This is a genomic window from Hymenobacter daeguensis, assembly GCF_054780555.1.
The window spans coordinates 144,080-167,241 of the sequence record NZ_BAAGWC010000007.1; the positions used below are offsets into that span (position 1 = coordinate 144,080).

Genomic DNA, 23,162 nt, shown 5'->3' on the forward strand with positions numbered 1-23,162 from the left:
CCATGAAAGACGACAAAGGCAAAGTCATTTTCTCGCTCATCGCCGGGGCTACCGCCGGCATTGTGGCCGGCCTGCTGCTGGCTCCCGAAACCGGCGACGACACCCGCGCCAGCCTGCGCAAGTCGGCCGCCAAGTGGGGCGGCGACCTCAGCAAGCTGGCCAAAGACACCCTCGCCAAAGTGAAAGGCGAGGCTCCCGGCCACACCAACTCCGATGCCGCCGTGAGCGAAGACAAACAGGCCGCCGACCGCCTCCTCCAGGGCCTGAGCGGCACGCCCTCCACCGCCCACACCCACAATGAGGATAACCCGGACTATGACGGCTTCGGCGACGATACCCGCCACCAGCCCAATATGTAAGCTTCAAAAATATTTTTGCGCCAGCTGTAACCCACTCATCAGCACCTGCGTAAAATTCCCTACAATCGCCTTGAAAGAAGGCCGAAACGAATTACCAGTAAAATTGCCGGCCGTAGGAGCTTCTACTGAAATTGGTCAAACAATCAGGTAGTAAAATCAGACGTTCCATCGCAAGCTTCTCGTAAAAACGACGGTTTGAAGGGTAAGGAGGTTGTAAAAAGAAAAGCCCCGCACGACATTTCGTGTGGGGCTTTTCTGATTTTATACTTCCATCAATCGCCTGTCATCCTGAGCGCAGCGAAGGACCTTATCACGTTAGCATAAGCCATTCAGCCGTGATTAGGTCCTTCGCTCCGCTCAGGATGACAGATGCGAGGTCTATTTCTCCTCCTGTTTTTCTTTCTGCACGTTCTCCGGCTTCATCTGCGGGAAGAACAGCACGTCCTGAATGGAGTGCGAGTTGGTCATAATCATGCTCAGGCGGTCGATGCCGATGCCCAGGCCGGCCGTGGGCGGCATGCCGTACTCCAGCGCGCGCAGGAAGTCGTCGTCGAGCACCATAGCCTCCGTGTCGCCGCGTTTGCCCAGCTCCAGCTGGTCCTCGAAGCGCTTGCGCTGGTCGATGGGGTCGTTTAGCTCCGAGAAGGCGTTGCAGATTTCCTTGCCGTTGCAGATGGCTTCGAAGCGCTCCACCATGCCGGGCCGGTCGCGGTGCTTTTTGGCCAGCGGCGACATTTCCACCGGGTAGTCGGTGATGAACGTAGGCTGGATGAGCTTGGGCTCGACGTGCTCGCCGAAAATCTCGTCGATGATTTTGGCCTTGCCCATGCTGGGGTCGAGGTGCACGTTCAGCTCCTGCGCGGTTTCGCGCAGGGCGGCCTCGTCCATCTCACCGATGGCCTTGCCCGTGTATTTCTCAATGGCCTCGAACATGGTGTAGCGCTGCCAGGGACGCTGGAAGTTGATGACATTCTGGCCCACCTGCACTTCGGTCTTGCCGTGCAGGGCCATGGCTACGCGCTCCACCATTTCCTCCACCAGGTCCATCATCCAGGCGTAGTCCTTGTAGGCTACGTACAGTTCCATCTGGGTGAACTCGGGGTTGTGGAAGCGCGACATGCCTTCGTTGCGGAAGTCCTTGCTGAACTCGTACACACCATCGAAGCCGCCCACAATCAGGCGCTTGAGGTACAGCTCGTTGGCGATGCGCAGGTACAGCGTCATGTCCAGCGTGTTGTGGTGCGTGGTGAAGGGCCGGGCCGCCGCGCCGCCGTAGAGCGGCTGCAGAATCGGCGTTTCCACCTCCAGGTAGCCCTTGTCGTTGAGGAAATTCCGCATCGACTGCACCAGCTGCGTGCGCTTGATGAAGGTGTCGCGCACATGCGGGTTCACCACCAGGTCCACGTAGCGCTGCCGGTAGCGCTGCTCGGGGTCGGTGAAGGCGTCGTAGGTGGTCACCTCGCCGGTGGCTTCATCCTTGTGGGTTTTCACCACGGGCAGCGGGCGCAGGGCTTTCGAGAGCAGCTTCAGTTCCGTGACGTGCACCGAGGTTTCGCCTACCTGCGTCTTAAACACGTGGCCTTTCACGCCGATGAAGTCGCCCAAATCGAGCAGCTTCTTAAACACGACGTTGTATAGCGTCTTGTCCTCACCGGGGCAAATTTCATCCCGGTTGATGTAGAGCTGAATGCGGCCCGAAGTATCCATCAGCTCCGCAAACGAGGCTTTGCCCATCACCCGCGACGACATCAGCCGGCCGGCCAGGGCCACTTCCTGGAAATTGTTCAGCTCCGGGTGGTAGTTGTCGTGAATTTCCTTGGCATAAAACGTCACGTCAAACAATTCCGACGGATAGGCCTCGATGCCCAGCTTTTCCAGCTCTTCAAGTTTCTGGCGGCGCTGAATTTCCTGTTCGCTAAGGTGTTGCATAAATAATCTGAACCACGGATTCGCTCGGCTTTTTCAGATGCCACAGGCTTTGTGGACCATTCCTTCGGCAAATCATCTTCTTGGCCTGAGCGAAGAAGTGCGCAGTAAAATTTGAAGTGAACCGCAAAAGTACGGCACGAAAAAGCCGCTCCGAAACCGAAGCGGCTTTCCATGCCCAAAATCAATGGCCTTAGGCCGCCATACGGTACTGCGGAGCCTCGGCGTTGAGGGCCGGTGCGCTCGGCGGCGTGGGGGCCAGCACCGGCTCGACGCGGGTGCGCAGCCGTTCCTGCACGAAGCCGGCCTGCAAATGCACCGGCAATTCGGCCACCAGCTGGCGGTAGCGCTCCAGGCCCAGGGCCTTGGCCACATACGTTTCGTGGATGCCGTTGAGGTAGCTCACAATGTTGAGCAGCGAGGCGTGGAAAAGGCGGAAGTCAATGTCGGCCTCCACGTAGCGCTCAATCTCGCGGCTGGTTTGCGAGATGCGCAGGCGGCCCAGCAAGTCGAAAATGGTGGTATAGCCCAGGCGCCAGGTAATCTGCTGCCAGTGCGAAGCCGTCCATTTGTCGAGCGGACGCCCGGTTTTCTGGCTGCGGATGGCCGTGTTCGGGTTGGCCTGCACTTGGGCACGGGTCCACTGCGCTTTCATCTTGCGGGTAGTGCGGAGGAACTGGCCAATCTGCGCCTGCGCGTCAATCTCCTTGCTGGCAATGTGCAGCCCGGCCTTGTAGCCTGCCAGCGGCAGGCGGTGAATGCTGAAGTCGCCATAGGCCCCGGCCGCGTAAAACGAAACCGGCCGCGGATAGGCGCTTTTCACCACCAGCCGGCCCACCTCGCGGTGAATGAGCTGACTGTTGTTGGAATGCACGCCGATAGTGTACAGAAATGCCTGTAACCCCGACCAGATGGTGTGGTACGCCTGCGGAAACGTCCAGTGCAGCGCGTTGCGCAGAAAATTCTCATCGCCCAGCTCGGCCGTGGCGCGTAGCGCATACTCCGTGCTCCAGCTGGCGTGCAGCAGCTTGGTAATGGCGGCAGCATCGGCGTCGCTCAACTCAGCCGTGTGGCTGCGGAAAAACGGCAGGTTCTGCAAGCCGCCCAGCACGTCCTCGCTTTCCTGAATGTGGTAGTTGATGGCAAAGAAATAGTTGAGGAAAACCTGCGCCGGAATCGACTTGCGCCAGTTTTCGTCAGCCAATTTCTGCTGTTGCTCGTCGCCGATAGCTGCTACCTGCGGGTTGAGCGGAATGATGCGGGTTTCCTCTTTCGTAGTCATGCCAAGTAAACACATTCGCGCTGGCTTTTAGTTTCTGATTTACTAAAAATATTGACAAATTTTACTAAAGAAAATAGTGCTGATAGTCAGATGACTACGCACATAAGGTTGGGCTATGGGGTGCTGGCCGATACAGGTGGTTTTACTAACGAGGTTGACAGGAGTGGCTGAGCTAAAAAAAACGCCCTCGCTCAATCAGAGCGAGGGCGCTAACAAGCAGCCAAATCAAGAAATTATTTGTTTATCTCGTCCTGAATCACGGCCACGGCCTCGCCAATGGTGATGTCCTTTTTCAGGCCTTTGGTGAAGCGAGCGGCCCGGTTCACTTTCACCGTATCGCCATTCACGGCCCGCACATCGGCAGACAGAGGCGAGAAAATAAGGGCCGTAGCCGTTTTTTGCGCCGCTTCGTAGCGGTCCGAAATAGCTTTCGACTGCAGCTGCTCGGCGCGGTAGGCGCTGAGCTTCAGCGACACCGTGGTTTCGTCCTTGCGCTTGCGCATGCTGTTCACCATCTCGTCCATCACCTTGAAGCTGGAGTTGTTGGCCACGCGGGCTTTGCTGCTGGCGCGGAGCTTTTCCAGGTTCGGCGCGTCGGCCCACGGGCGGTAGCGAGCGGGCTGAATCTCATCCCATTTCAGCGGGTAGTCCGATTCTTTTTCGCCCTGGTCGAGGTAGGAGTAGAGGTCGGGCACCACAATGTCCGAAGCCACGCCCTTGAACTGGGTCGAGCCGCCGTTCACGCGGTAGAATTTCTGAGTGGTGAGCTTCAGCGAACCAATGGGCTTGATGCTGTTCAGCTCTGTCGGCAGGGCATCGTCGAGGTCGAAAATGCGCTGCACGGTGCCCTTGCCATACGTGCTGGTCGAGCCCATGATGATGCCGCGGTGGTAGTCCTGAATGGCAGCGGCCAGAATCTCGGAAGCCGAAGCGCTGTACTTGTTCACCAGAATCACGAGCGGGCCGCTGTACTGCACGCGGGGGTCGTTGTCGGTCAGCACCTGCGTGCGGCCCTGGCCGTCGCGCACCTGCACCATCGGGCCACTGTCGAGGAACAGGCCGGCCATCGATACGGCATCGCTGAGCGAGCCGCCGCCGTTGAAGCGCAGGTCCATCACCAGGCCTTTCACGCCTTCGGCCGTGAGCTTGGCCAGTTCCTTCTTCACGTCATCCGACGAGCTGCGGCCGCCGTTGTCGTTGAAGTCGGCATAGAAGCCGGGCAAGCGCAGGTAGCCGATTTTCTGGCCCTTGTCCGTAATCACCGACGACTGCGCGTACTTGTCATCAACTACCACCACGTCGCGGATAATGGGAATAATCTTGGTGCTGCCATCGGGCTTTTTCACCGTGAGGCGCACCTCCGAGCCTTTTTTGCCGCGAATCAGCGTCACCGCCTTCGCCGTGTGCCAGCCCTCAATGCTTACCGGCTCAGCCGCGCCCTGGGCTACACGCAGAATGGCGTCGCCTTTTTTCAAGTCGCCCTGCCGGGCCGAAGCCGAGCCGGGAATGATTTCCTCGATGTAAATCAGGCCATCCTTCTCCTTCAGCGTGGCCCCGATGCCCTCGAAGCGGCCGGTCATTTCGTAGTCGAAGTCCTCCTTGGCCTTGGGCGCGAAATATTCGGTGTGCGGGTCGTAGGTGTTGGCAATGGTGTTGGCATACGTAGCCAGCCGCTCATTGGCGTCGATGTCGTTGATTTCCTCGAACTGCTCGTCGTAGTATTTCAGCACGCGCTTGCGGGCTTCGGCTTCCATCTGGGCAGGCGTGCGGACGGGTTCGGCTTCGGTGGGGGCCGAGGCGTTGGCGGCAGCCGGGGCGGCGGTGGCTCCGGTGGGTTTGGCTTCTTTGGCCTTCTCCTGGGCTTCCATCATTTCCGAAACGCGGCTCAGGGTTTCGTACTTCAGCAGCTTGCGCCACAGTTCGCGCTGGGCAGCCTTGTCGGCGGGAAAGCTGGCTTTCTCGAAGTCGGTCTGGAAGGTTTCATCCACTGTGAAATCGAAGGGCTTGGCCAGCAGCTCACGGTAGAGGCCCTGCATTTCCTTGGTGCGGTCGGCCATCAGCCTGGTGCTGAGGTCGAGGAACTCATGGGTGCCGGCCTTCACCTCGTCGTCGATGCGGGTCTGGTAGCGGCGCAGCTGCTCCACATCCGAAGCCAGCAGAAACTGCTTGCGGTAGTCGAGGTGCTTCAGATACAAATCGAAAACGCGCTTGGAAAACACGTCGTCAACCTTCTCGGGCTGGTAGTGGGCAGCCGTGAGGCCTTGCAGCATGGTGCCAATCAGCACCTGGTCTTTCGTCGGAACCGCCGAGTCGGACCGGCGCAGGAGCCGGTAGGAAGCCAGAACAAACACGGCTGTCACCAAAAAAGCGTACAGCCCGACTTTCAAGCGGGGAGAAGACATCAGCAAAAAAGAAAACGGGAAGTGAAAATCAAATATACGGAGAGTACGAGGCAATCCGGGGCCGCATTACTACGATTCAAAACGCCTTGGTGCAGGAAATAAGTGCCCGCAGTAAAGCGTCGGTTAGCCATCGGTTTACTAACCCAAAGAAGCGGCTTAGGGTTGCAAGAAAAAAGCCTTCCCCGGATGGAGAAGGCTTTTTTGCAGACTTACGGGCCGAAGCCCGGGACCAGACTAGTACTTGTAGATTTTGTCGCCGTTGTTGCGGCGGAACTCGTCTTCAAAATACTTGGCGTCTTCTTCGTTGCGGGGCTTCACGCCCATCACAATGCCGCCATCCTTGATGCCGCTTTCGTACTCAGCCGCGTGCTCTTCGGGGATGCCCGAGCCTACCAGCGCACCTACCAGGCCGCCCGTGAGGCCACCGGCACCGGCACCAGCCAAAGCGGCTGCCAGCGGGCCGGCAATAATCAGGCCCAGACCGGGCAGGGCTACCGAAGTACCGATGGCCGCGATTGCACCGATAACAGCGCCCGCCGTGCCACCAATGGCCGAGCCTACGCCGGCACCTTCCATGGCTTTGTCGCCGAGTTCGGTATGAGCGGTGTCGTCACCGAAATGGGTTTTGCGGGTTTCGTCCGACATGAGCAGGTTCACATCATCTTTGCCGTAGCCGCGCGAGTGCAGCGACTGATATGCTTTCTCGGCGCTGCTCCGGTCACGGAACATGCCGGTCATCGTGCTGCCGTCGCGGTAGGGCTCGCCGGTTACGGCGTGAGCGGCGCTGTCGGCCGTGTTCTGCACGCCGTCGATGGCGCGGCCTACTACGGCACCGGGGGTGCCGGCAATAGCAGCACCTTTGGCCGTGGCGCTGAAGTCGTCGCCGTCAACATTGTTGGTAGGAGTGGTTACCGAAGCACCCGAGGCCGAGTTTACACCCGTGCCGGAAGTGGAGCCGGTGCCAGCGTTGTAGCTGGTGCCTTCATTGCTCAGGCCGGTGCTGTTGCCGAGGCCGGTGCCGGTGGTGCTGGTGCCATAATTAGCGCCAGCTCCGGTACCAGAATTTTGCGGGTTGTTCGAATCGTTCGTATTCATTGGGAAAGAATAGTAAATGTGGAAAAAGAAATCAGCCTTCCAGCCGATATGTGTCCCTTAACGCGGTCGGTTCGGCAGGGGTTACGTCAGGCCCGAATTCTATTTCATCCTCGTTTTGAGCAATAATTCAAAAAGTCGGTAGTAGCTACAAATGCCAACGGCCGTGCTACAGCACGGCCGTTGGGACAGTTTCCGGAATGATAACCGCGAGAATTAGTCGTTGGACAGAGCGTCCGAAAACTGTTTGAAATTGGCCTCATCGCGCCAGAAGGCACGGCAGTCGCGAATGAGGTTTTTCAGAAAGTCCTCATCCTGTTTCAGACTGCGCCATTCGCCCATGCCCATCTTTTCGCAAAGCTTGTAGAAATTGTCGCCCTGGCCTTTCGAGCCCTGCACTTTCACGAGGGCGCTGAGGGGTGGGCGGCCAGCCTCATGCTCAATCAGTGAAATCTCAGCGAGCATTTCGTTGAGCCGGGATTTCTCGTGTGAAATTTCCAGGTTGAGCCCCAGCTCGGCTTCCTGCACCAGGGTGAGGTAGCTGACGGTTCCGGTTTGTAGCCGGGAATAGCGAATTAAGTACGTGCGAATACGACCAATCATGGCAGGGTTACAAGTGAACAAAAAACCGTTTGGGGGCTGAAAATTAGTGATTTTTAGTTGCGTAATGCTACATCGCTGCAACGATTTCGCTACTCATCTTCAGCCCAGCGGCTTGCACCGTACCACAATCGTTCCTAAATTCTACGAAGCCATTTTTTAATGCCAAAAAGCGGGTATTTCCGGCCCTGTTCAGGTGCAAAATTCCGGCTTCAGATGTACAGAATTACTGCCAACTGTTTCGACGGATTTCCTTCAGAATTACCGTTTCTGCAAGCGCAGATTTCCTTCAGAATTAATTGTTTTTCCGACGCTGCATTTCTTTCTGAATGAGCAGAAACTCACGGCTGCTCTGGCCCGCAATAGCGGTATTTTCATCGGCCCGGCGCAGCAGGTAAGGCATCACGGCGGCTACCGGGCCGTAGGGGAGATATTTGGCGGTGTTGTAGCCGGCATTGGCGAGGTTGTAGGTGAGGTTGTCGCTCATGCCGTAGAGCTGGGCAAACCAGATGCGCGGGTCGCTGGGCGCGAGGCCGGCCTCCTGCATGAGTTGCGTGAGCAGGAGGGAACTGGCCTCGTTGTGGGTGCCGGCGCAAATGCTGATGCGGTCAATATGCTGCACGCAGTAGCGCAGGGCTTCGTCGTAGAGGTCGTCGGTGGCCTGTTTGGTGGGGTTGATGGGGTTTTGGTAGCCGCGCTGCCTGGCTACGCGGGCTTCTTTTTCCATGTAGGCGCCGCGCACCAGCTTGGCCCCGATGTAGTAGCCGGCTTCGGCAGCGGCATCGTGGGCGGCTTTGAGGGCGTCGAGGCGGTCGTGGCGGTAGAGCTGGTACGTGTTCCAGACAATGGCCTTCTCGCGGTTGTAACGGGCCATCATGTCGTAGGCCAGCAGGTCGATGGTGTGCTGAAACCAGCTTTCCTCGGCATCGATAAACAGGCGGATGCCATGCTGATGGGCACGGGCGCAAATGGCCTCCACGCGCGCTACAGCGCGGCTGTGAGCGGCTTCTTCGGCGGCGGTGAGCAGCTGGCCGGCCTGAATTTTTTCCAGAATGGCTACGTCGGCCACACCGGTGACTTTGAATACCGAAAAGGGAATGTTTCTGGAGCGATGAGCCTCTTCGATGGTGGCGAGGATTTCGTCGCGGGTGTGGTCGTAGCTTCGGTCGCTGCCTTCGCCCTCCACCGAGTAGTCGAGGATGGTGCCGATGTTGTACTTGCCCAGCTCGGCCGTGACGGGGCGGCATTCGGCAATGGTTTCGCCGCCGCAGAACTGCTCGAAGATGCTGTGCTTGATGAGGAACTTCGTGCCGGGCAGGTGCCACTTCAGGGCCGTTTTCATCAGGCCGCTGCCGACTTTGACCAGACTGCCGTTGTTCATGGCCGCAAACAGGGCATATACTTTGCGCAGCTGCGCATCGGACTTGGACGCGAAGGCGACGCGGGTGTCTTCGAACGAGATGGGTGGGGCTTGGATGGAAGAAGCGGAGGGCATGGGCAGGGGCTCTGTGGTGGGAAGCAGGACCGTATGCGACGGGCCGGCGAAGGTAATCGGTAAACAACGTTTCGGGGAAACGAGTTACGTTTGCCCTGCTTTCCGGCCACTCCGCCGGGAAAATTCCCCGCCATACGCGCGCTCGAAATGCCTACTGTCTCTAATACGTTCTTTACCCGGCTTTTGGCTCAAAAGGGCCAGCCCATTCTCATCGCCGGGCCGTGCTCGGCCGAAACCGAAGAACAGGTAATGGCCACGGCACACGGGCTGAAGGCGCTGGGAAAAATTGATTTGTTTCGGGCCGGCATCTGGAAGCCGCGCACCCGGCCGGGCTCGTTTGAGGGCATGGGCGCGGCCGCACTGCCCTGGCTGCAGCGCGTGAAGGCCGAAACCGGCATTCCGACGGCCATTGAGGTGGCTACGCCGCGCCACGTAGAGGAGGCGCTGGCCCACGGCATCGACGTGCTCTGGATTGGGGCCCGCACTACCGTCAATCCCTTTGCGGTGCAGGAGCTGGCCGATGCCCTGGCCGGCACCGGCGTGCCCGTGATGGTGAAAAACCCCGTGAACCCCGACGTGGCCCTGTGGGCCGGCGCGCTGGAGCGCCTGGAGCGGGCGGGAATTACGGATTTGGCGGCTATTCATCGCGGATTCAGCACGTTTGCACCCAGCCGCTACCGCAACGCGCCCACCTGGATATTGCCCATCGAGCTGAAAACGCGCTTCCCCCATATTCCGCTCATCTGCGACCCCAGCCACATCGGCGGGCGGCGCGATTTGCTGCTGCCCATTTCCCAGAAAGCGCTGGACCTGGATTATGATGGCCTCATCATCGAAACCCACCCCGACCCCGACCATGCCCTGAGCGATGCCGAGCAGCAGGTGACGCCCCAGCGTCTGGGCGAGATTCTGAGCGAGCTGAAGTACCGCTACCGCTCCTCTGACAACGCCGACTACCTCAACAAAGCGGAGGAGCTGCGCCTGAAAATGGACGTGGCCGACCGCGAGATTGTGGAAGCCCTGGCCCGCCGCATGGCGCTGGTGGAAGAGCTGGCCGAATACAAGAAGGAAAACAACGTCAAAATCCTGCAATTTGACCGGTGGCAGGAAATCTTTAATACGCGGCCCGAGTGGGCCGAGAAGCTGCGCGTGAACCCGCAGTTTGTGGCTGAGCTCTACAAGCTCATTCACATTGAGAGCATCCGCAAGCAAACCGAGGTGCTGAACGGCCGGCCGCTGGATGGTGTGGTAAACCACCTGGGCCCGGGGCTGTAGTAGCGGGGCTACAAGTGGTGCCAGCGATAATATTCTACGGCACCCCCATCAACACAATTCGACTCGCCCGTTATGGTGAGCGTCGTATCGGTGGCCGAAAAATTTAGCCGATACCGCCGCAGTGGGTCGTTGGGGACCTGGGGCTCAGCGGTATATTCGACCAGGGGCTGGGCTACGGGACTGACGCAGATATGAGTCAGGCCGGTGCGAAGCGCAAAGGATGGCTTGAGGACTAGCTGGCGGTTGTGGTAGATGTCCAGGTGGCCGTCAGCTTTAAAAATGAGCTGACGCGTGAAACCGGTTTCGGTAGGGGTAATGGTTCCGCTCATGCGAACGTTTTGCAGCCACTCCCAATACCCATGAGCCCTGGCCAGCTCGTCGTTGCCCCCGGTAAGCGGCACCACGGCCGGCTTGGGAGCAGGCTCAGGCTTGGCAGGCGAAGATTTGCAGCTGCCGACGGCCAACAGGCTCAGCAGCAGCAGTGAATAAGCGGGTGTTTGCATAGCTCGTTGAGTGGTAACGAACAGAAAAAGAAGCAGAACCGAAAGGTATTGCCTTATGGCTTCGTGCGCAATAGCCCCCCGCAATTTAGCGTGCTACTGCACCCGCTCGTAGGTGTCGCGCGGAGCATCGCAGGGGCCGCCGTAGTCCAGAATAAGCCGGTTGCCGGTGAGGGTGTACTGCACCTCGGGCGAGCCAACATTGGGCTGGTTGCTGCTGAGGCGCAGGCCCGGCCCGGAGCCCGCCATGCCGCACACGCTGACCGTGGCCGGGGCGTAGGTACCGCTGGATTTGAGCTGGCCGTTGGCCGTGAATGCGAAAGCCGTGGGCGTAAACACCGCGGTTTCGTGGGGAGTGGGTGCCGGCACGCAGTAGCATTGCCGGTCCACCAGCTTCCAGGTGCCCACCAGGCCCTCGCCGGAGGGCGCAGAATGGTCTTTGCTGCAGCTGGCCAGCGAGATGCCTGCAGCGGCAAGCAGGGAAGGCAGGAAAAGGCGTTTCATGAGCAGGAAAATGGGGGGAACAGAAAAAGCGTTAGCGCCGGACGTAATGGTGGCTGAAGCCATCGTAGACGTTGTCTGACAGCCAGAAATCGGTAGCGGAAACTTCGATGGGGCCATTGGCGAAAAAGCCAGGGATGCCATTGCAGGTGAGAAAAGTCTTGTTGGTCCCCGTAATGGCGTCGGCCTGGTGAAGGGAGTAGGGCGCAGTGGCGGTGCCTGGGCCATTGAGCAAGCCAATGGCTTGACCGCCAGAGGTGAAAATGATTTCACGCTTCCGGGCCGGGTCGGCGGCATAGGTCTTTCCGGCGAAGCCGCCGCTGCTTTCCACAAATTCCCAGCGCCCAGTCAATAACGTGCGGGTAGCGTTTTCGGGTGAGGCATCTTCTTTCTTACAAGCGCTGAAACCGAGTAAAATGGCCAGCAGCAAGCAGTGGCGCGCGAGGCAGGAAAACCAGACCATGACGAAGGGGGTAAACGATGGAAACAGCATCTGGCCCTTCTGACCGGCTGCCTCGCCGGCAGGTTGCACGGCCACTGGCTTGCCACAATTTTTTGTGCCGACTTTTGCCCCATGGATAATTCTGTCATCATCGGCCCCGAGGCCCTGCCCGCGCTGGGCGAACTGCTGCACCGCCCGGCCGTGAGCCGTGTGTTCGTACTGGCCGACGGCAACACGACCCGCCTGTGTTTGCCCCTGCTCGAAAAATCCCTGCCGACCGATTATAAGCTCATCGAAATTCCGGCCGGGGAGGAGTATAAAACCCTGACCAGCTGCGATGCCGTGTGGTGCGAGCTCACCGAGCAGCACGCCGACCGCCACGCCGTGCTGGTGAACGTGGGCGGGGGCGTGGTCACCGATTTGGGCGGCTTCGCGGCGGCGCTATACAAGCGGGGCATCCGGTTTGTGCAGGTGCCCACCACGCTGCTGGCCCAGGTCGATGCCAGCGTGGGCGGCAAAACGGGCGTCGATTTTCAGGGCTTTAAAAATCAATTGGGCGTATTTCAGGAACCGGCCGGGGTGTTCATCGAGCCCGGGTTCCTGCAAACCCTGGACCCGCGCCAAGTGAAATCCGGCTACGCTGAAGTCATCAAGCACTGGCTCATTGCCGATGCCGAAGGCTTCAACACCAACCGCCGCCTGGGCTGGCTCACCGACGACTGGACCCCGATTATCCGCGAATCGGTCGCCCTCAAGCAGCGCATCGTGGCCGCAGACCCCCTCGAAGCCGGCCCGCGCAAGCTGCTCAACTTTGGCCACACCGTGGGCCACGCCCTCGAAAGCTACCTGCTCACCCAGCCCGGCCGCGAAGTGCTGCACGGCGAAGCCGTGGCCGCCGGCCTGGTGTGCGAAAGCTGGCTGTCGGTGCAGCACGGGCTGCTGAGTGCCGACGAGCTGGACAAAATCGAAACCTTCGTTTTTTCGGTGTTCGATAAAATTCCGTTTATCAGCCTCGAAACCGAAGCAATTGCTGAATTCGCCTTGCAAGACAAGAAAAACACGGGCTCCACCATCAACTGTACCCTGCTCCAAAGCATTGGCAGCGGCGTGTACGACCAGCCCGTGACGCTGGCCGAGCTTGCGGAGTCGCTGCGCTATTATCATCGCCTGCAGGCGTAGAGGCTTTCGCTTGCCCCCGCCCTTAAAACTGAACGCTCAAAAGCGCAAGCGGTAGCCTGCGCTGCAATTCTATGCACCTATCCTGGCCCGGCGGCCCGCTCAGCGGCACCGCCCAACTTCCGGCTTCCAAAAGCGAAGCCAACCGTGCCCTCATTCTGCAAGCCCTGGCCGGCGGCGGCACTATCGGCAACATCTCCGATGCCAACGACACGCAGCTCATGCGGCGCCTGCTGCTCGCGGCGCCCGCTGCCAATGAGCTTGATGCCGAGGATGCCGGCACCGTGATGCGCTTCCTCACGGCTTATCTGGCCGTGAGCAACTGGCACGGGCACCTGACGGGCACCGCCCGCGCACAGGAGCGGCCCATTGCGGTGCTGGTTGATGCCTTGCTGCAGGCCGGCGCCCGTATCAGCTACCTGAATAATGAGGGTTTTCCACCCTTAGCGTTTGCCGGTTTCACGGCGGCGGCCGATGCGACGCAGCCTACCGAATTATCCGTTCGCGGCGACATCAGCAGCCAGTACATCTCGGCGCTGCTCATGGTAGGGCCGCTGCTGCCCGGCGGCCTGCGCCTTGCGCTCACCGGCCACATCGGCTCGCGCCCCTACATCAACATGACGCTGGCGCTAATGCAGCTGTTCGGTGCCGGTTATTCGACTCAAAGCGATGTATTAACTGTGCCGCCCGGCACCTACCAGCCCACCGATTACACGGTGGAAGCTGATTGGTCGGCGGCCAGCTACTGGTATTCACTTGTCGCATTAGCCCCGGCTGGCTCGGAGATTACGTTGCCCGGCCTGCGGCAGAAATCATTGCAGGGCGACCAGGCCATTGCAGAAATAATGACGCATTTCGGTGTAGAAACCACCTTTCTGCCCGATGCTGTCCGCCTGAAACAGCTGCCCCGCGCACCCCAGGCCGAAATCCAGACCATCGATTTCACCGACTGCCCCGACCTGGCCCAGACCGTGGCGGTTGTGGCCGCCGCCCTCGGCCGCCCCGTGGACATGACCGGTCTGGAGAGCCTGCGCATCAAGGAAACCGACCGCATTGCCGCGCTGCAAACCGAGCTGGCCAAATTCGGCGGCGAACTGCGCGACCTAGGCGAAGGCCGCTTTCGGGCCGATTCGAAGGGTTTTGCGGTAAATAGCCAGTCGGTGGCTACCTACCACGACCACCGCATGGCCATGGCCTTCGCACCGCTGGCCCTGCGCGGCCCACTTGCCATCGAGGCGCCGGCGGTGGTGCGCAAATCGTACCCGCAATTCTGGAATGAATTGGCGAAAGCCGGATTTGTAATTAGCGAAGCGAATTGAAATAAGCGGACGATTTCCGTAGCCGGCTGCCATACCAGCTAAATAATTCGCCGTCCACAATTTCAATTTTTGCAGCAGGGCAAATAGCTTTAAAATCGGCAATATGCTTCTCGGCAAATGGGTACGGCTCGGAGGATAGCAGTATGCGGCGCGGTGCGGCAGCGGCTAATTGTTCGGCCGTTATTTCCGGGTAGCGCTGCTGGCTGGCAAATGCATTTGCAAAGCCGACGCGGCGCAGCATATTGTCAATAAATGTGCCCGTGGCGGCTACCATGTACGGTTTTCGCCAGATGAAATAGGCGACTGCTTCAGCCGGCTCATTCGAGGCGGCAGCTGCCAATGCGGCAAACGATGCCTCAATTTCTGCTGCAATTAATTCGGCTTTTTCTTTAGCGCCGCTGATAAATCCAACCCGCCGAATCATATCCAATGCCTCTGCCAGGCTGCTGATGTCGCTCAGCCACACCGGATAATCAGCGGCTAATTTCTCGATGCCCGCCTGATAGTTTTCTTCTTTATTGCCGATAATTAAATCGGGCGTAAGAGAGGCTATTTTTTCGAAATCGAAATTTTTTGTGCCGCCGATTACAGCAGCATTTGCGCGCGCTTCGGTTGGGTGAATGCAGAATTTGGTGACGCCAACTACTTTCTTCCCTACTCCTAAATCGAACAATAATTCCGTTTGCGAAGGCACCAGCGACACAATGCGCTGCGGTGGAAACGGCACGGTCACGCGCCGGCCCATTTGGTCGGTGACGGTGAGCGGGAGGGAAGGAATTATTGGTAGCTCCATCTGAAAAATGCTGTAATCCTGAACGCAGTGAAGGACCTTATCACGGCTGAGCGAACTGTCTCAACGCGATAAGGTCCTTCACTGCGTTCAGGATGACAAAAAATGGAAAAGATTTACTTGAAATACCGGAAATCCTGCCCGTCCTCAATGCGCAGCAGCGTTTCGTAAATCAGCTTGGTCACGCTCTCCACGTCGTCTTTGTGCACGGTTTCCACGGTGGTGTGCATGTATTTCAGCGGCAGCGAAATCAGGGCCGACGCCACGCCGGAGCCGGAGTAAGCGAAGGCATCGGTGTCGGTGCCGGTGGCGCGGGTGGCGGCGGCGCGCTGGAAGGGAATTTCGGCCTGCCTGGCGGTTTCAATGATGAGGTCGCGCAGGTTATTCTGCACGGCCGGGCCGTAGGTAATCACCGGGCCTTTACCGCAGCTGATGTCGCCGGCCGTCTTTTTCTCGTACATCGGCGACTGGCTGTCGTGCGTCACGTCGGTGATGATGGCCACGTCGGGGTTGATGCGGTGGGCCACCATTTCGGCGCCGCGCAGGCCGATTTCCTCCTGCACTGCGTTCACGATGTAGAGGCCGAAGGGCAGCGTTTTATTGTTCTCTTTCAGCATGCGGGCCACCTCGGCCACCATGAAGCCGCCCACGCGGTTGTCGAGCGCGCGGCCCACGTAGAATTTGTCGTTCAGCACCGTGAATTCGTCCTCAAACGTCACCACGGAACCGACGTGAATGCCCATCTCGGCCACTTCGTCGGCGCTGCTCGCGCCGCAGTCCAGGAAAATAGTTTCGATGGTGGGCGCTTTGTCCTGCTCCACTTTGCGCACGTGAATGGCCGGCCAGCCGAAAATGCCTTTCACGATGCCTTTTTCGCCGAAGATATTTACCCGCTTGCTGGGCGCTACCAGGGCATCGGAGCCGCCGTTGCGGCGCAGGTAGAGGTAGCCTTCTTTGGTGATGTAATTCACGAAATAGGAAATCTCATCGGCGTGCGCCTCGATGACGACTTTGTATTTCGCTTCGGGGTTGATGACGCCCACCACCGTGCCGTAGGTATCCACGAAATACTCGTCGATGTAGGGCTTGATGTACTCCAGCCACAGTTTCTGGCCTTCTTTTTCGAAGCCGGTGGGGGAGGGGTTGTTGAGGTAGTTTTGGAGAAAGGTGAAGGATTCGGGACGCATACGCGAGGGGAAAAATTAAATTGTCTTGCTGGCGAATGTACGGAGCGCCAGTCCGAGCAGTAGGCTGAGGCTTCCGCCTAATAGCCAGTAATTGCTGGCTTTGATGGGGTCGTTGCTATCCGGGGGGTCGGCAAAGTCGCCACTCAGCAGCGAAATGACTGTCAGTATTAGCAGCAACGCCACTAACAGCCAGCGCCCCGCCTGAAACCGCAGCAGCACGCCCACCACCAAGGCAAAGACACCCAGAGCCGAAAGAATGTTGCCGGTGTCCTGCCAGTTCATCGCGTGGAGATTATAGCGGAATGTTGCCGTGCTTCTTACGCGGCATGGTATCCACTTTGTTTTCCAGCATCTTGAAGGCGCGAATCAGTTTCTGGCGCGTCTGGGAAGGCAGAATCACTTCGTCCACGAAGCCGCGGTGGGCGGCGCGGTAGGGCGTGGCGAATTTCTCCTGGTACTCGTCCACCTTTTCCTGCAGCTTGGCTTCGGGGTTTTCGGCAGCGGCAATTTCGCGCTTGAAGATGATTTCGGCCGCACCCTTGGCGCCCATCACGGCAATTTCGGCAGTAGGCCAGGCGTAGTTCATATCGGCGCCGATGTGCTTGGAGTTCATCACGTCATACGCGCCGCCGTAGGCCTTGCGGGTAATCACGGTGATGCGCGGCACGGTGGCTTCGCAGAAGGCGTAGAGCAGCTTGGCCCCGTTGGTGATGATGCCGCGCCACTCCTGGTCGGTGCCGGGCAGGAAGCCAGGCACGTCTTCCAGCACCAGCAGCGGAATATTGAAGGAGTCGCAGAAACGTACGAAACGGGCGGCCTTGGTGCTGGCATTGATGTCGAGCACGCCGGCCAGCACCGCCGGCTGGTTGCCCACGATGCCGATGCTGCGGCCCGCCAGCCGCGCAAAACCCACCACAATGTTCTCGGCGAAATTCTGGTGCACCTCCAGGAAAGTGCCCTCGTCGATAATGCCCTCAATCACCTCGCGCATGTCGTAGGGCTGGTTGGCATTCTCGGGAATCAGCTTGTCCAGCGCCGGGCGGCTTTCGTCGCCGCTGGCCTCGTAGGGCTGGTGCGGCGTGGTTTCCTCGCAGTTCTGCGGCATGTAGCTCAGCAGCTGCTTGATGTGGTTGATGGCCACCACCTCATTGGCACACGAGAAATGCGTGACGCCGCTCTTGGCCGAGTGCGTGCTGGCGCCGCCCAGCTCCTCGCTGGTCACTTCCTCGTGGGTCACGGTTTTCACCACGTTCGGGCCGGTCACGAACATATAGCTCGTGTTTTCCACCATCAGAATAAAGTCGGTGATGGCCGGCGAATACACCGCGCCGCCCGCGCACGGCCCCATAATGGCCGAGAGCTGCGGCACCACGCCGCTGGCCAGGGTATTCTTGTAAAAGATGTCGGCGTAGCCGCCGAGGCTCACCACGCCTTCCTGAATCCGGGCCCCGCCCGAGTCGTTCAGGCCAATCACGGGCGCGCCGTTCTTCATGGCGAGGTCCATGATTTTGACGATTTTCTCGGCGTGCGTTTCGCTCAGCGAGCCGCCAAACACGGTGAAATCCTGCGAGAAAACGTACACCAGCCGGCCATGCACGGTGCCATAGCCGGTTATCACGCCATCGCCGAGGTAATGCTCTTTGTCCAGGCCGAAGTCCTTGGAGCGGTGCATGACGAATTTGCCGATTTCTTCAAAGGAGCCTTCATCCAGCAGCAAATCAACCCGTTCGCGGGCAGTGAGCTTGCCTTTTTTGTGCTGGGCATCGATGCGGGCTTGGCCGCCGCCGAGGAGGGCTTCCTCGTTTTTGCGGGCCAGCAGCTCGGTTTTGGAAAGATGGGCGTGGGCGTGTGGGTCGGGCATAAATCAGGGTAAGCGCGCGGGTGGGAGGGATGCGCGGGAATGGGAGGCCAAAGGTAGGTTACGGGCGGAATGTAGCACATGCTTCAGCTTGTGCGTGAAAGCGAAAAAGCCGACCCCATTGCTGGAACCGGCTTTTTCTAACGGGCGCAAGCTAAAGCGTGCGCTACAACTTACTTCTTCGAGTCCGAGTCGGGCGCTTCCGGCGTTTCGGCCGGGCGCTCGTCGCTGGCGAGGTTCTGGGCTTCACCGCTCTTGCTTACGGCGAAGGTCAGCTCCTCGGCACCTTCGGTATAGTCGGCAGTGATAACGTCGCCGTGCACCACCTGAGCTTTGAGGATTTCCTCGGCAATCGGGTCTTCGATGTACTTCTGGATGGCGCGGTTCAGCGGGCGGGCACCGTATTTGGGGTCGTAGCCTTTATCGGCCACGAAATCCTTGGCGGCTTCCGTCAGCTCGACACGGTAGCCCAGGGCCTGCACCCGCGAGAGGAGCTTGCTGAGGCTGATGTCGATGATGCGGTGAATATCCTTTTTCTCCAGCGAGTTGAAGACGATGACGTCATCCAAGCGGTTGAGGAATTCGGGCGAGAAAGTCTTTTTCAGGGCGTTGGTGATGGTGCCCTTGGTCAGCTCGTCCATATTCTCCTGGCGGGCCTTGGTGCCGAAGCCGATGCCGGCGCCGAAGTCCTGCAGGTCACGCGCCCCGATGTTCGAGGTCATGATGATGATGGTGTTGCGGAAGTCCACCTTGCGGCCGAGGCCGTCGGTCAAAATGCCGTCGTCCAGCACTTGCAGGAGCAGGTTATATACGTCCGGGTGCGCCTTCTCAATCTCGTCGAGCAGGATTACCGAATAGGGCTTGCGGCGGATTTTCTCCGTCAGCTGGCCGCCTTCTTCGTAGCCCACGTAGCCGGGAGGCGCGCCCACCAGGCGCGACACGCTAAATTTCTCCATGTACTCCGACATATCCACGCGCACCAGCGCGTCTTCCTTGTCGAAGAGGTAAGTAGCCAGCACCTTGGCCAGCTCCGTCTTGCCCACGCCCGTCGGGCCGAGGAACACGAACGAGCCAATCGGCTTCTTGGGGTCTTTCAAACCCACGCGGGTACGCTGAATGGCTTTCACCAATTGCTTGATGGCTTTATCCTGGCCAATTACCTTGCCCTGCAGCTCCTCGTTCATGTTGAGGAGTTTCTGGCTTTCGTTCTGGGCCACGCGCGAAACGGGGATGCCGGTCATCATGGCGATAACCTCGGCCACGTTCTCCTCTTTCACCGTGTAGCGCTTCTTCTTGGTCTCTTCTTCCCACGACTTTTTGGCCGTGTCGAGCTGGTCCAGGAGTTTCTTCTCGGTGTCGCGGAGCTTGGCAGCTTCCTCGTATTTCTGCGATTTCACCACCCGGTTCTTCTCGCCCTTGATGTTCTCAATCTGCTCTTCGAGCGTGAGAATGTCCTCGGGCACCACGATGTTGTTGATGTGCACGCGGGCACCGGCCTCGTCGAGAATATCGATGGCCTTGTCCGGCAGGAAACGGTCGGACATGTAACGGTCCGACAGCATCACGCACTGCTCGATAGCCTTATCGGTATAGATAACGTGGTGGTGGTCCTGATATTTATCCTTGATGTTGTGCAGGATTTCGATGGTTTCCTCGGGCGTGGTGGGGTCCACCATCACCATCTGGAAACGACGGGCCAACGCGCCGTCCTTCTCGATGTATTGGCGGTACTCATCCAGCGTAGTAGCGCCGATGCATTGAATCTCGCCGCGGGCCAAAGCCGGCTTGAACATGTTGGAAGCATCGAGCGAGCCCGAAGCCCCGCCGGCACCCACGATGGTGTGCAACTCGTCAATGAACAGAATCACGTCGGGCGACTTTTCCAACTCGTTCATCACGGCCTTCATGCGCTCTTCGAACTGGCCCCGGTACTTGGTGCCGGCCACCAGCGAAGCCAGGTCGAGCGTCACCACGCGCTTGTTGAACAGCACGCGGCTTACTTTCTTCTGGATGATGCGCAGGGCGAGGCCTTCGGCAATGGCCGTTTTGCCCACGCCGGGCTCACCGATGAGGATGGGGTTGTTTTTCTTGCGGCGGCTCAGGATTTGGGCTACGCGCTCAATCTCCTTTTCGCGGCCCACGATGGGGTCGAGCTTGTCTTCCTCGGCCAGCTTGGTGAGGTCGCGGCCGAAGTTGTCGAGCACCGGGGTTTTCGACTTTTCGCCGGGGCGCTTGGCGCCGGCGCCGGCATTGCCGGCCCCACGGCCACCGCCGGGACCCGACGAGCCGAAGAGTTTGTCGTTGTCGTCGTCGTCGGTGTCGGGGATGCGGTTTTGCGGGGCCGCGCCGGCGTTACCGTGGTAATCCAGCGAGTCGCGCACAGTTTCGTAGTTCACGTTGAATTTGCTGAGAATTTGGGAAGAAATGTTGTCCTCATCCCGCAGGATGGACAGCAGAAGGTGTTCGGTACCAATTATTTCCGATTTGAAAATCTTGGCTTCGAGGTAGGTTATTTTCAGCACCTTCTCGGTCTGCTTGGTGAGCGGAATCGAGCCGGTGATGCTGGTGCCTTGCGTAGCGGTGTTGCGGGTGGCCTGTTCGAGCGAAAACTTCAGCTCGTCGATGCTCACGCCCAGCTTGCGCAAAAGGCCAAGGGCGGTGCCTTCGGCTTCGCGAATCATGCCGAGCAGCAGGTGCTCGGTACCGATATAGTCGTGGCCGAGACGGATGGCCTCTTCCCGACTGAGGGAAATAACCTCTTTGACGCGGTTTGAGAATTTAGCTTCCATGCCAATAAACGTAGTGAAAAATCAGATAAGCCCCGCGTCGGGCATGTAAACACGAATAACGGGTTGGGCCGAGGTGACTTGAAAACAAGCCGGTTCGGGCGAAGGTTCGGATGGCGTGCGGTAAGCGGTGGCCTGCCGTGGGAGAAAAGCTGCTCGGGAAGGGGTGAGCGGGCTTTACGTCGGACGGCAAGCTAAAGCTTACCTCACAATAAAAAAACTGCCGGCGGCCAGGCCCTGCGAAAAGAGCAGGTCCAGCACACTAAGGCCGGGCTCAAAACCTGGGCCAAACACCTGCGGATAGGGCCGCACAAGGGCGGAGGCTGCCGGAGTGTCAGGTTCGGAGGTTCTGGTGGCGGCTTTGGGTGTCAGCCAGTCGCGCCGGTCGGCGATGCTGGACGGGGTAGAAACAAGACCGGAATTCCCGGCAGAAGGTTGCGCGGGGTAGTGGGCGTGGTACTCGGTGGTGAGGCGTACCGGCAGCGTTAGCCGAAAGCACTTGAGCAATAAACGTAAAAACTGCTGGTTGAGGTCGAAAAGCAGGGCAGGCTTACCTACGTAAATATCGTGCAGGTAGTCGGCGTAATACTCAAAATACGGGCTGTTGCCGTAGGCCGTTTGCAGGGTGCGCCAGTGCCGGTGAATCCAGTTCTGCCGGTAATCGATTTCGATTTCGGAAATGCTGACCTTTTCGGCCCGGTTGCCATCGACCACCGGCACCGTGAGCGGCTGCACGCCCTGCGCCGTGCGGATGAGGCAGCGGTTGCGGTAGGTTTGCTTGCGGTAGTGCTCGTGGCTTTCCAGCAGCAGGCCGTCAGCGTTGGCCAGGGCGGCGAAGAAGGCGGCCGGCGGGTGGTAATGGAGCTCGGAAAGAATAATCATGGCTGGGTGCAGAGACGCATAGTTGCGCCTCGTCGTCGAACGGGTGGTGCATAAATCGTGCGCTGACGGCGTTCAACGACGAGACGCAAATATGCGTCTCTACTCATCTCCGCCCTGGCCTTTGCTGCGCTCGGCATCCAGAAAATAGGCCCCCTTGATGACCAGATGGGTGGTGTCGGCCAGCTTATCGAGCAGGCGCACGGCTACCTGGCCCTGGTCGGTGGCGCCGGGGCGGAGGCTGAAGCGCCGGAAAGTGCTGCCACTGGCATCGGATTTTATTTGGTAGTAGCCGTAGCTCACCTCGCCGCCGGGCACCAGGGCGTCTTCGGGCAGGGTGCGCTGGGGCTGGCGGCCGGTAAGAATGCGGGCACTGACGTATTGGCCGGGGAGCAGGGCGGCGGTGGCAGCGGCATCGGGGCCGGTGTCGTGCAGGTGGGCGTGCACGGGCACGGTGCGGCCGTCGTCGTCGAAAGACTTGCCAACCAGGAAAACCGTGGCGGGCAGCGGCCGGGCATCAGCGCCCTGCGCCGGCACGCGGAACAGGATGTCCTGGCCCACTTTCACTTTGGCAATGTCGCGCTCGAAAACCTTGAGCTCGAGGTGCAGGTCGGAGCGGTCCACCAGCTCAATCAGGACATCCTGCGGGTTCACAAACTGGCCGGGGTTGGCCAGCACGGCCTTCACAAAGCCGCTGATGGGCGCAATGAGCGGCACGCTGGGCCGGATGCTGGTGGCCGTGATGCGCTCCGGCTTCAGGCCGATGAGGCGGAGCTGGGCGGCGAGGCTGCCGGCGGCGGCCTGCTCGGTGCGCAGCTCGGAAGTGGCCTGCTGGAGCTTGCGGCGGGCTCCCACGTCCTCGTCGTTGAGGACTTGCTGGCGGGCGGTTTCCTGCTTCAGAAACACAATGCGGGCCTGGCTCTGCAGGTAGTCCTGCTGCAGCTTGATGTAGTCGGGGTTGCGCAGGGTGGCCAGCACACTGCCCTGCATGACGTGCTGGCCGGGCAGCACCGGCAGGCGCTCCACGTAGCCGCCCATCACGGCCGTAACGGATACGCGGTGGCTGGGCGGCACGTCAATCTGGCCGGTGGCCTGCACTTCGGTGCCAAGGGCGCGCCGGGTGAAAGTGCCGAGCTCGATGCCGGCGGCCTGCAGCTGGGCTTTGCTGAGGAAGACCTCATTGGGGGCGCGGGGCGGCGGAGCGGCGGGCTTTTGGGCAGCGGTTTCGTCTGCTTTTTTGCCGCAGGCGATGAAGAAGGGAAGGAGGGCGAGGTAAGGCAGGAATTTCATGGT

The 23,162-nt window shown here is 59.5% G+C and carries 20 protein-coding genes; 4 read left to right on the forward strand and 16 right to left on the reverse strand.

Annotated elements, in window-relative coordinates; translation table 11 throughout:
• Positions 1-2 precede the first annotated feature (2 nt).
• A complete protein-coding gene (locus tag ACYVHT_RS10540; RefSeq protein WP_460550926.1) occupies positions 3-359 on the forward strand; it encodes a YtxH domain-containing protein in 357 nt (118 codons plus the stop codon).
• A gap of 378 nt (positions 360-737) precedes the next feature.
• Here the strand turns inward: ACYVHT_RS10540 and lysS are convergent, their stop codons facing one another.
• The 6 genes from lysS to ACYVHT_RS10570 all read right to left on the reverse strand — a co-directional run bounded on the left by lysS (position 738) and on the right by ACYVHT_RS10570 (position 9,156).
• Positions 738-2,288, reverse strand: coding sequence for a lysine--tRNA ligase (gene lysS, locus ACYVHT_RS10545; RefSeq protein WP_460550929.1), 1,551 nt, complete (start codon positions 2,286-2,288; stop codon positions 738-740).
• A 190-nt stretch (positions 2,289-2,478) separates the two neighbouring features.
• Positions 2,479-3,567, reverse strand: a complete 1,089-nt coding sequence (locus tag ACYVHT_RS10550; protein ID WP_460550932.1) for a hypothetical protein — start codon at positions 3,565-3,567, stop codon at positions 2,479-2,481.
• 233 nt (positions 3,568-3,800) lie between these two features.
• Entirely contained in the window at positions 3,801-5,969 is a 2,169-nt protein-coding gene (locus ACYVHT_RS10555) for a carboxy terminal-processing peptidase (RefSeq protein WP_460550935.1), read from the reverse strand.
• 234 nt (positions 5,970-6,203) lie between these two features.
• Positions 6,204-6,698: a hypothetical protein gene (locus tag ACYVHT_RS10560; protein WP_460551069.1), complete on the reverse strand. Its 495-nt coding sequence runs from the start codon at positions 6,696-6,698 to the stop codon at positions 6,204-6,206.
• 579 nt (positions 6,699-7,277) lie between these two features.
• Complete coding sequence (locus ACYVHT_RS10565) at positions 7,278-7,664, reverse strand: hypothetical protein (RefSeq protein ID WP_460550938.1); 387 nt, start codon at positions 7,662-7,664, stop codon at positions 7,278-7,280.
• A 292-nt stretch (positions 7,665-7,956) separates the two neighbouring features.
• Complete coding sequence (locus ACYVHT_RS10570; protein ID WP_460550941.1) at positions 7,957-9,156, reverse strand: proline dehydrogenase family protein; 1,200 nt, start codon at positions 9,154-9,156, stop codon at positions 7,957-7,959.
• A 147-nt stretch (positions 9,157-9,303) separates the two neighbouring features.
• Between ACYVHT_RS10570 and ACYVHT_RS10575 the strand changes: the two genes are divergently transcribed.
• Positions 9,304-10,431 (forward strand): chorismate mutase, encoded by a 1,128-nt coding sequence (locus ACYVHT_RS10575; RefSeq protein ID WP_460550944.1) that lies wholly within the window; start codon positions 9,304-9,306, stop codon positions 10,429-10,431.
• 8 nt (positions 10,432-10,439) lie between these two features.
• Here ACYVHT_RS10575 and ACYVHT_RS10580 read toward each other — a convergent pair whose 3' ends face one another.
• From ACYVHT_RS10580 to ACYVHT_RS10590, 3 genes are all read right to left on the reverse strand, one after another.
• The gene (locus tag ACYVHT_RS10580; protein ID WP_460550947.1) at positions 10,440-10,934 is read right to left on the reverse strand and encodes a hypothetical protein; all 495 of its coding nucleotides are present in this window, start codon (positions 10,932-10,934) and stop codon (positions 10,440-10,442) included.
• A 93-nt stretch (positions 10,935-11,027) separates the two neighbouring features.
• Positions 11,028-11,435 carry a hypothetical protein gene (locus ACYVHT_RS10585; RefSeq protein ID WP_460550950.1) on the reverse strand — a complete coding sequence of 136 codons (408 nt, stop codon included), beginning with the start codon at positions 11,433-11,435 and terminating at the stop codon, positions 11,028-11,030.
• Between the two features lie 31 nt (positions 11,436-11,466).
• Positions 11,467-11,895 (reverse strand): hypothetical protein, encoded by a 429-nt coding sequence (locus ACYVHT_RS10590; RefSeq protein WP_460550953.1) that lies wholly within the window; start codon positions 11,893-11,895, stop codon positions 11,467-11,469.
• A gap of 111 nt (positions 11,896-12,006) precedes the next feature.
• Here ACYVHT_RS10590 and aroB point away from each other — a divergent pair, with 111 nt between their 5' ends.
• Both aroB and ACYVHT_RS10600 read left to right on the forward strand, forming a co-directional pair.
• The gene (gene aroB / locus ACYVHT_RS10595) at positions 12,007-13,053 is read left to right on the forward strand and encodes a 3-dehydroquinate synthase (protein ID WP_460550956.1); all 1,047 of its coding nucleotides are present in this window, start codon (positions 12,007-12,009) and stop codon (positions 13,051-13,053) included.
• Positions 13,054-13,124: 71 nt separating this feature from the next.
• Positions 13,125-14,369 carry a 3-phosphoshikimate 1-carboxyvinyltransferase gene (locus ACYVHT_RS10600; RefSeq protein ID WP_460550959.1) on the forward strand — a complete coding sequence of 415 codons (1,245 nt, stop codon included), beginning with the start codon at positions 13,125-13,127 and terminating at the stop codon, positions 14,367-14,369.
• On the opposite strand, the gene ACYVHT_RS10605 is transcribed toward ACYVHT_RS10600, so the two are convergent.
• The 7 genes from ACYVHT_RS10605 to ACYVHT_RS10635 form a co-directional block, all read right to left on the reverse strand.
• Positions 14,353-15,162, reverse strand: coding sequence for a TroA family protein (locus ACYVHT_RS10605; RefSeq protein WP_460550962.1), 810 nt, complete (start codon positions 15,160-15,162; stop codon positions 14,353-14,355). The genes ACYVHT_RS10600 and ACYVHT_RS10605 overlap by 17 nt on opposite strands.
• Positions 15,163-15,275: 113 nt before the next feature.
• Positions 15,276-16,346, reverse strand: coding sequence for a M42 family metallopeptidase (locus ACYVHT_RS10610; protein ID WP_460550965.1), 1,071 nt, complete (start codon positions 16,344-16,346; stop codon positions 15,276-15,278).
• Positions 16,347-16,361: 15 nt separating this feature from the next.
• The gene (locus tag ACYVHT_RS10615; RefSeq protein WP_460550968.1) at positions 16,362-16,628 is read right to left on the reverse strand and encodes a hypothetical protein; all 267 of its coding nucleotides are present in this window, start codon (positions 16,626-16,628) and stop codon (positions 16,362-16,364) included.
• A gap of 10 nt (positions 16,629-16,638) precedes the next feature.
• Positions 16,639-18,207 carry an acyl-CoA carboxylase subunit beta gene (locus tag ACYVHT_RS10620; protein WP_460550971.1) on the reverse strand — a complete coding sequence of 523 codons (1,569 nt, stop codon included), beginning with the start codon at positions 18,205-18,207 and terminating at the stop codon, positions 16,639-16,641.
• A 170-nt stretch (positions 18,208-18,377) separates the two neighbouring features.
• Entirely contained in the window at positions 18,378-20,993 is a 2,616-nt protein-coding gene (locus ACYVHT_RS10625) for an ATP-dependent Clp protease ATP-binding subunit (RefSeq protein WP_460550974.1), read from the reverse strand.
• A 198-nt stretch (positions 20,994-21,191) separates the two neighbouring features.
• Positions 21,192-21,872 (reverse strand): WbqC family protein, encoded by a 681-nt coding sequence (locus tag ACYVHT_RS10630; RefSeq protein WP_460550977.1) that lies wholly within the window; start codon positions 21,870-21,872, stop codon positions 21,192-21,194.
• A 99-nt stretch (positions 21,873-21,971) separates the two neighbouring features.
• A complete protein-coding gene (locus ACYVHT_RS10635; protein WP_460550980.1) occupies positions 21,972-23,159 on the reverse strand; it encodes an efflux RND transporter periplasmic adaptor subunit in 1,188 nt (395 codons plus the stop codon).
• Positions 23,160-23,162: the final 3 nt, after the last annotated feature.

Bases quoted from the DNA above. Each gene is read 5' to 3' on its own strand.
- ACYVHT_RS10575 (WP_460550944.1), top strand. From the start codon at position 9,304: ATGCCTACTGTCTCTAATACGTTCTTTACCCGGCTTTTGGCTCAAAAG.
- ACYVHT_RS10570 (WP_460550941.1), bottom strand. From the start codon at position 9,156: ATGCCCTCCGCTTCTTCCATCCAAGCCCCACCCATCTCGTTCGAAGAC.
- ACYVHT_RS10540 (WP_460550926.1), top strand. From the start codon at position 3: ATGAAAGACGACAAAGGCAAAGTCATTTTCTCGCTCATCGCCGGGGCT.
- ACYVHT_RS10555 (WP_460550935.1), bottom strand. From the start codon at position 5,969: ATGTCTTCTCCCCGCTTGAAAGTCGGGCTGTACGCTTTTTTGGTGACA.
- ACYVHT_RS10560 (WP_460551069.1), bottom strand. From the start codon at position 6,698: ATGTTCCGTGACCGGAGCAGCGCCGAGAAAGCATATCAGTCGCTGCAC.
- ACYVHT_RS10625 (WP_460550974.1), bottom strand. From the start codon at position 20,993: ATGGAAGCTAAATTCTCAAACCGCGTCAAAGAGGTTATTTCCCTCAGT.
- ACYVHT_RS10580 (WP_460550947.1), bottom strand. From the start codon at position 10,934: ATGCAAACACCCGCTTATTCACTGCTGCTGCTGAGCCTGTTGGCCGTC.
- lysS (WP_460550929.1), bottom strand. From the start codon at position 2,288: ATGCAACACCTTAGCGAACAGGAAATTCAGCGCCGCCAGAAACTTGAA.
- ACYVHT_RS10590 (WP_460550953.1), bottom strand. From the start codon at position 11,895: ATGGTCTGGTTTTCCTGCCTCGCGCGCCACTGCTTGCTGCTGGCCATT.
- ACYVHT_RS10565 (WP_460550938.1), bottom strand. From the start codon at position 7,664: ATGATTGGTCGTATTCGCACGTACTTAATTCGCTATTCCCGGCTACAA.
- ACYVHT_RS10600 (WP_460550959.1), top strand. From the start codon at position 13,125: ATGCACCTATCCTGGCCCGGCGGCCCGCTCAGCGGCACCGCCCAACTT.
- aroB (WP_460550956.1), top strand. From the start codon at position 12,007: ATGGATAATTCTGTCATCATCGGCCCCGAGGCCCTGCCCGCGCTGGGC.
- ACYVHT_RS10620 (WP_460550971.1), bottom strand. From the start codon at position 18,207: ATGCCCGACCCACACGCCCACGCCCATCTTTCCAAAACCGAGCTGCTG.
- ACYVHT_RS10610 (WP_460550965.1), bottom strand. From the start codon at position 16,346: ATGCGTCCCGAATCCTTCACCTTTCTCCAAAACTACCTCAACAACCCC.
- ACYVHT_RS10550 (WP_460550932.1), bottom strand. From the start codon at position 3,567: ATGACTACGAAAGAGGAAACCCGCATCATTCCGCTCAACCCGCAGGTA.
- ACYVHT_RS10615 (WP_460550968.1), bottom strand. From the start codon at position 16,628: ATGAACTGGCAGGACACCGGCAACATTCTTTCGGCTCTGGGTGTCTTT.
- ACYVHT_RS10605 (WP_460550962.1), bottom strand. From the start codon at position 15,162: ATGGAGCTACCAATAATTCCTTCCCTCCCGCTCACCGTCACCGACCAA.
- ACYVHT_RS10635 (WP_460550980.1), bottom strand. From the start codon at position 23,159: ATGAAATTCCTGCCTTACCTCGCCCTCCTTCCCTTCTTCATCGCCTGC.
- ACYVHT_RS10630 (WP_460550977.1), bottom strand. From the start codon at position 21,872: ATGATTATTCTTTCCGAGCTCCATTACCACCCGCCGGCCGCCTTCTTC.
- ACYVHT_RS10585 (WP_460550950.1), bottom strand. From the start codon at position 11,435: ATGAAACGCCTTTTCCTGCCTTCCCTGCTTGCCGCTGCAGGCATCTCG.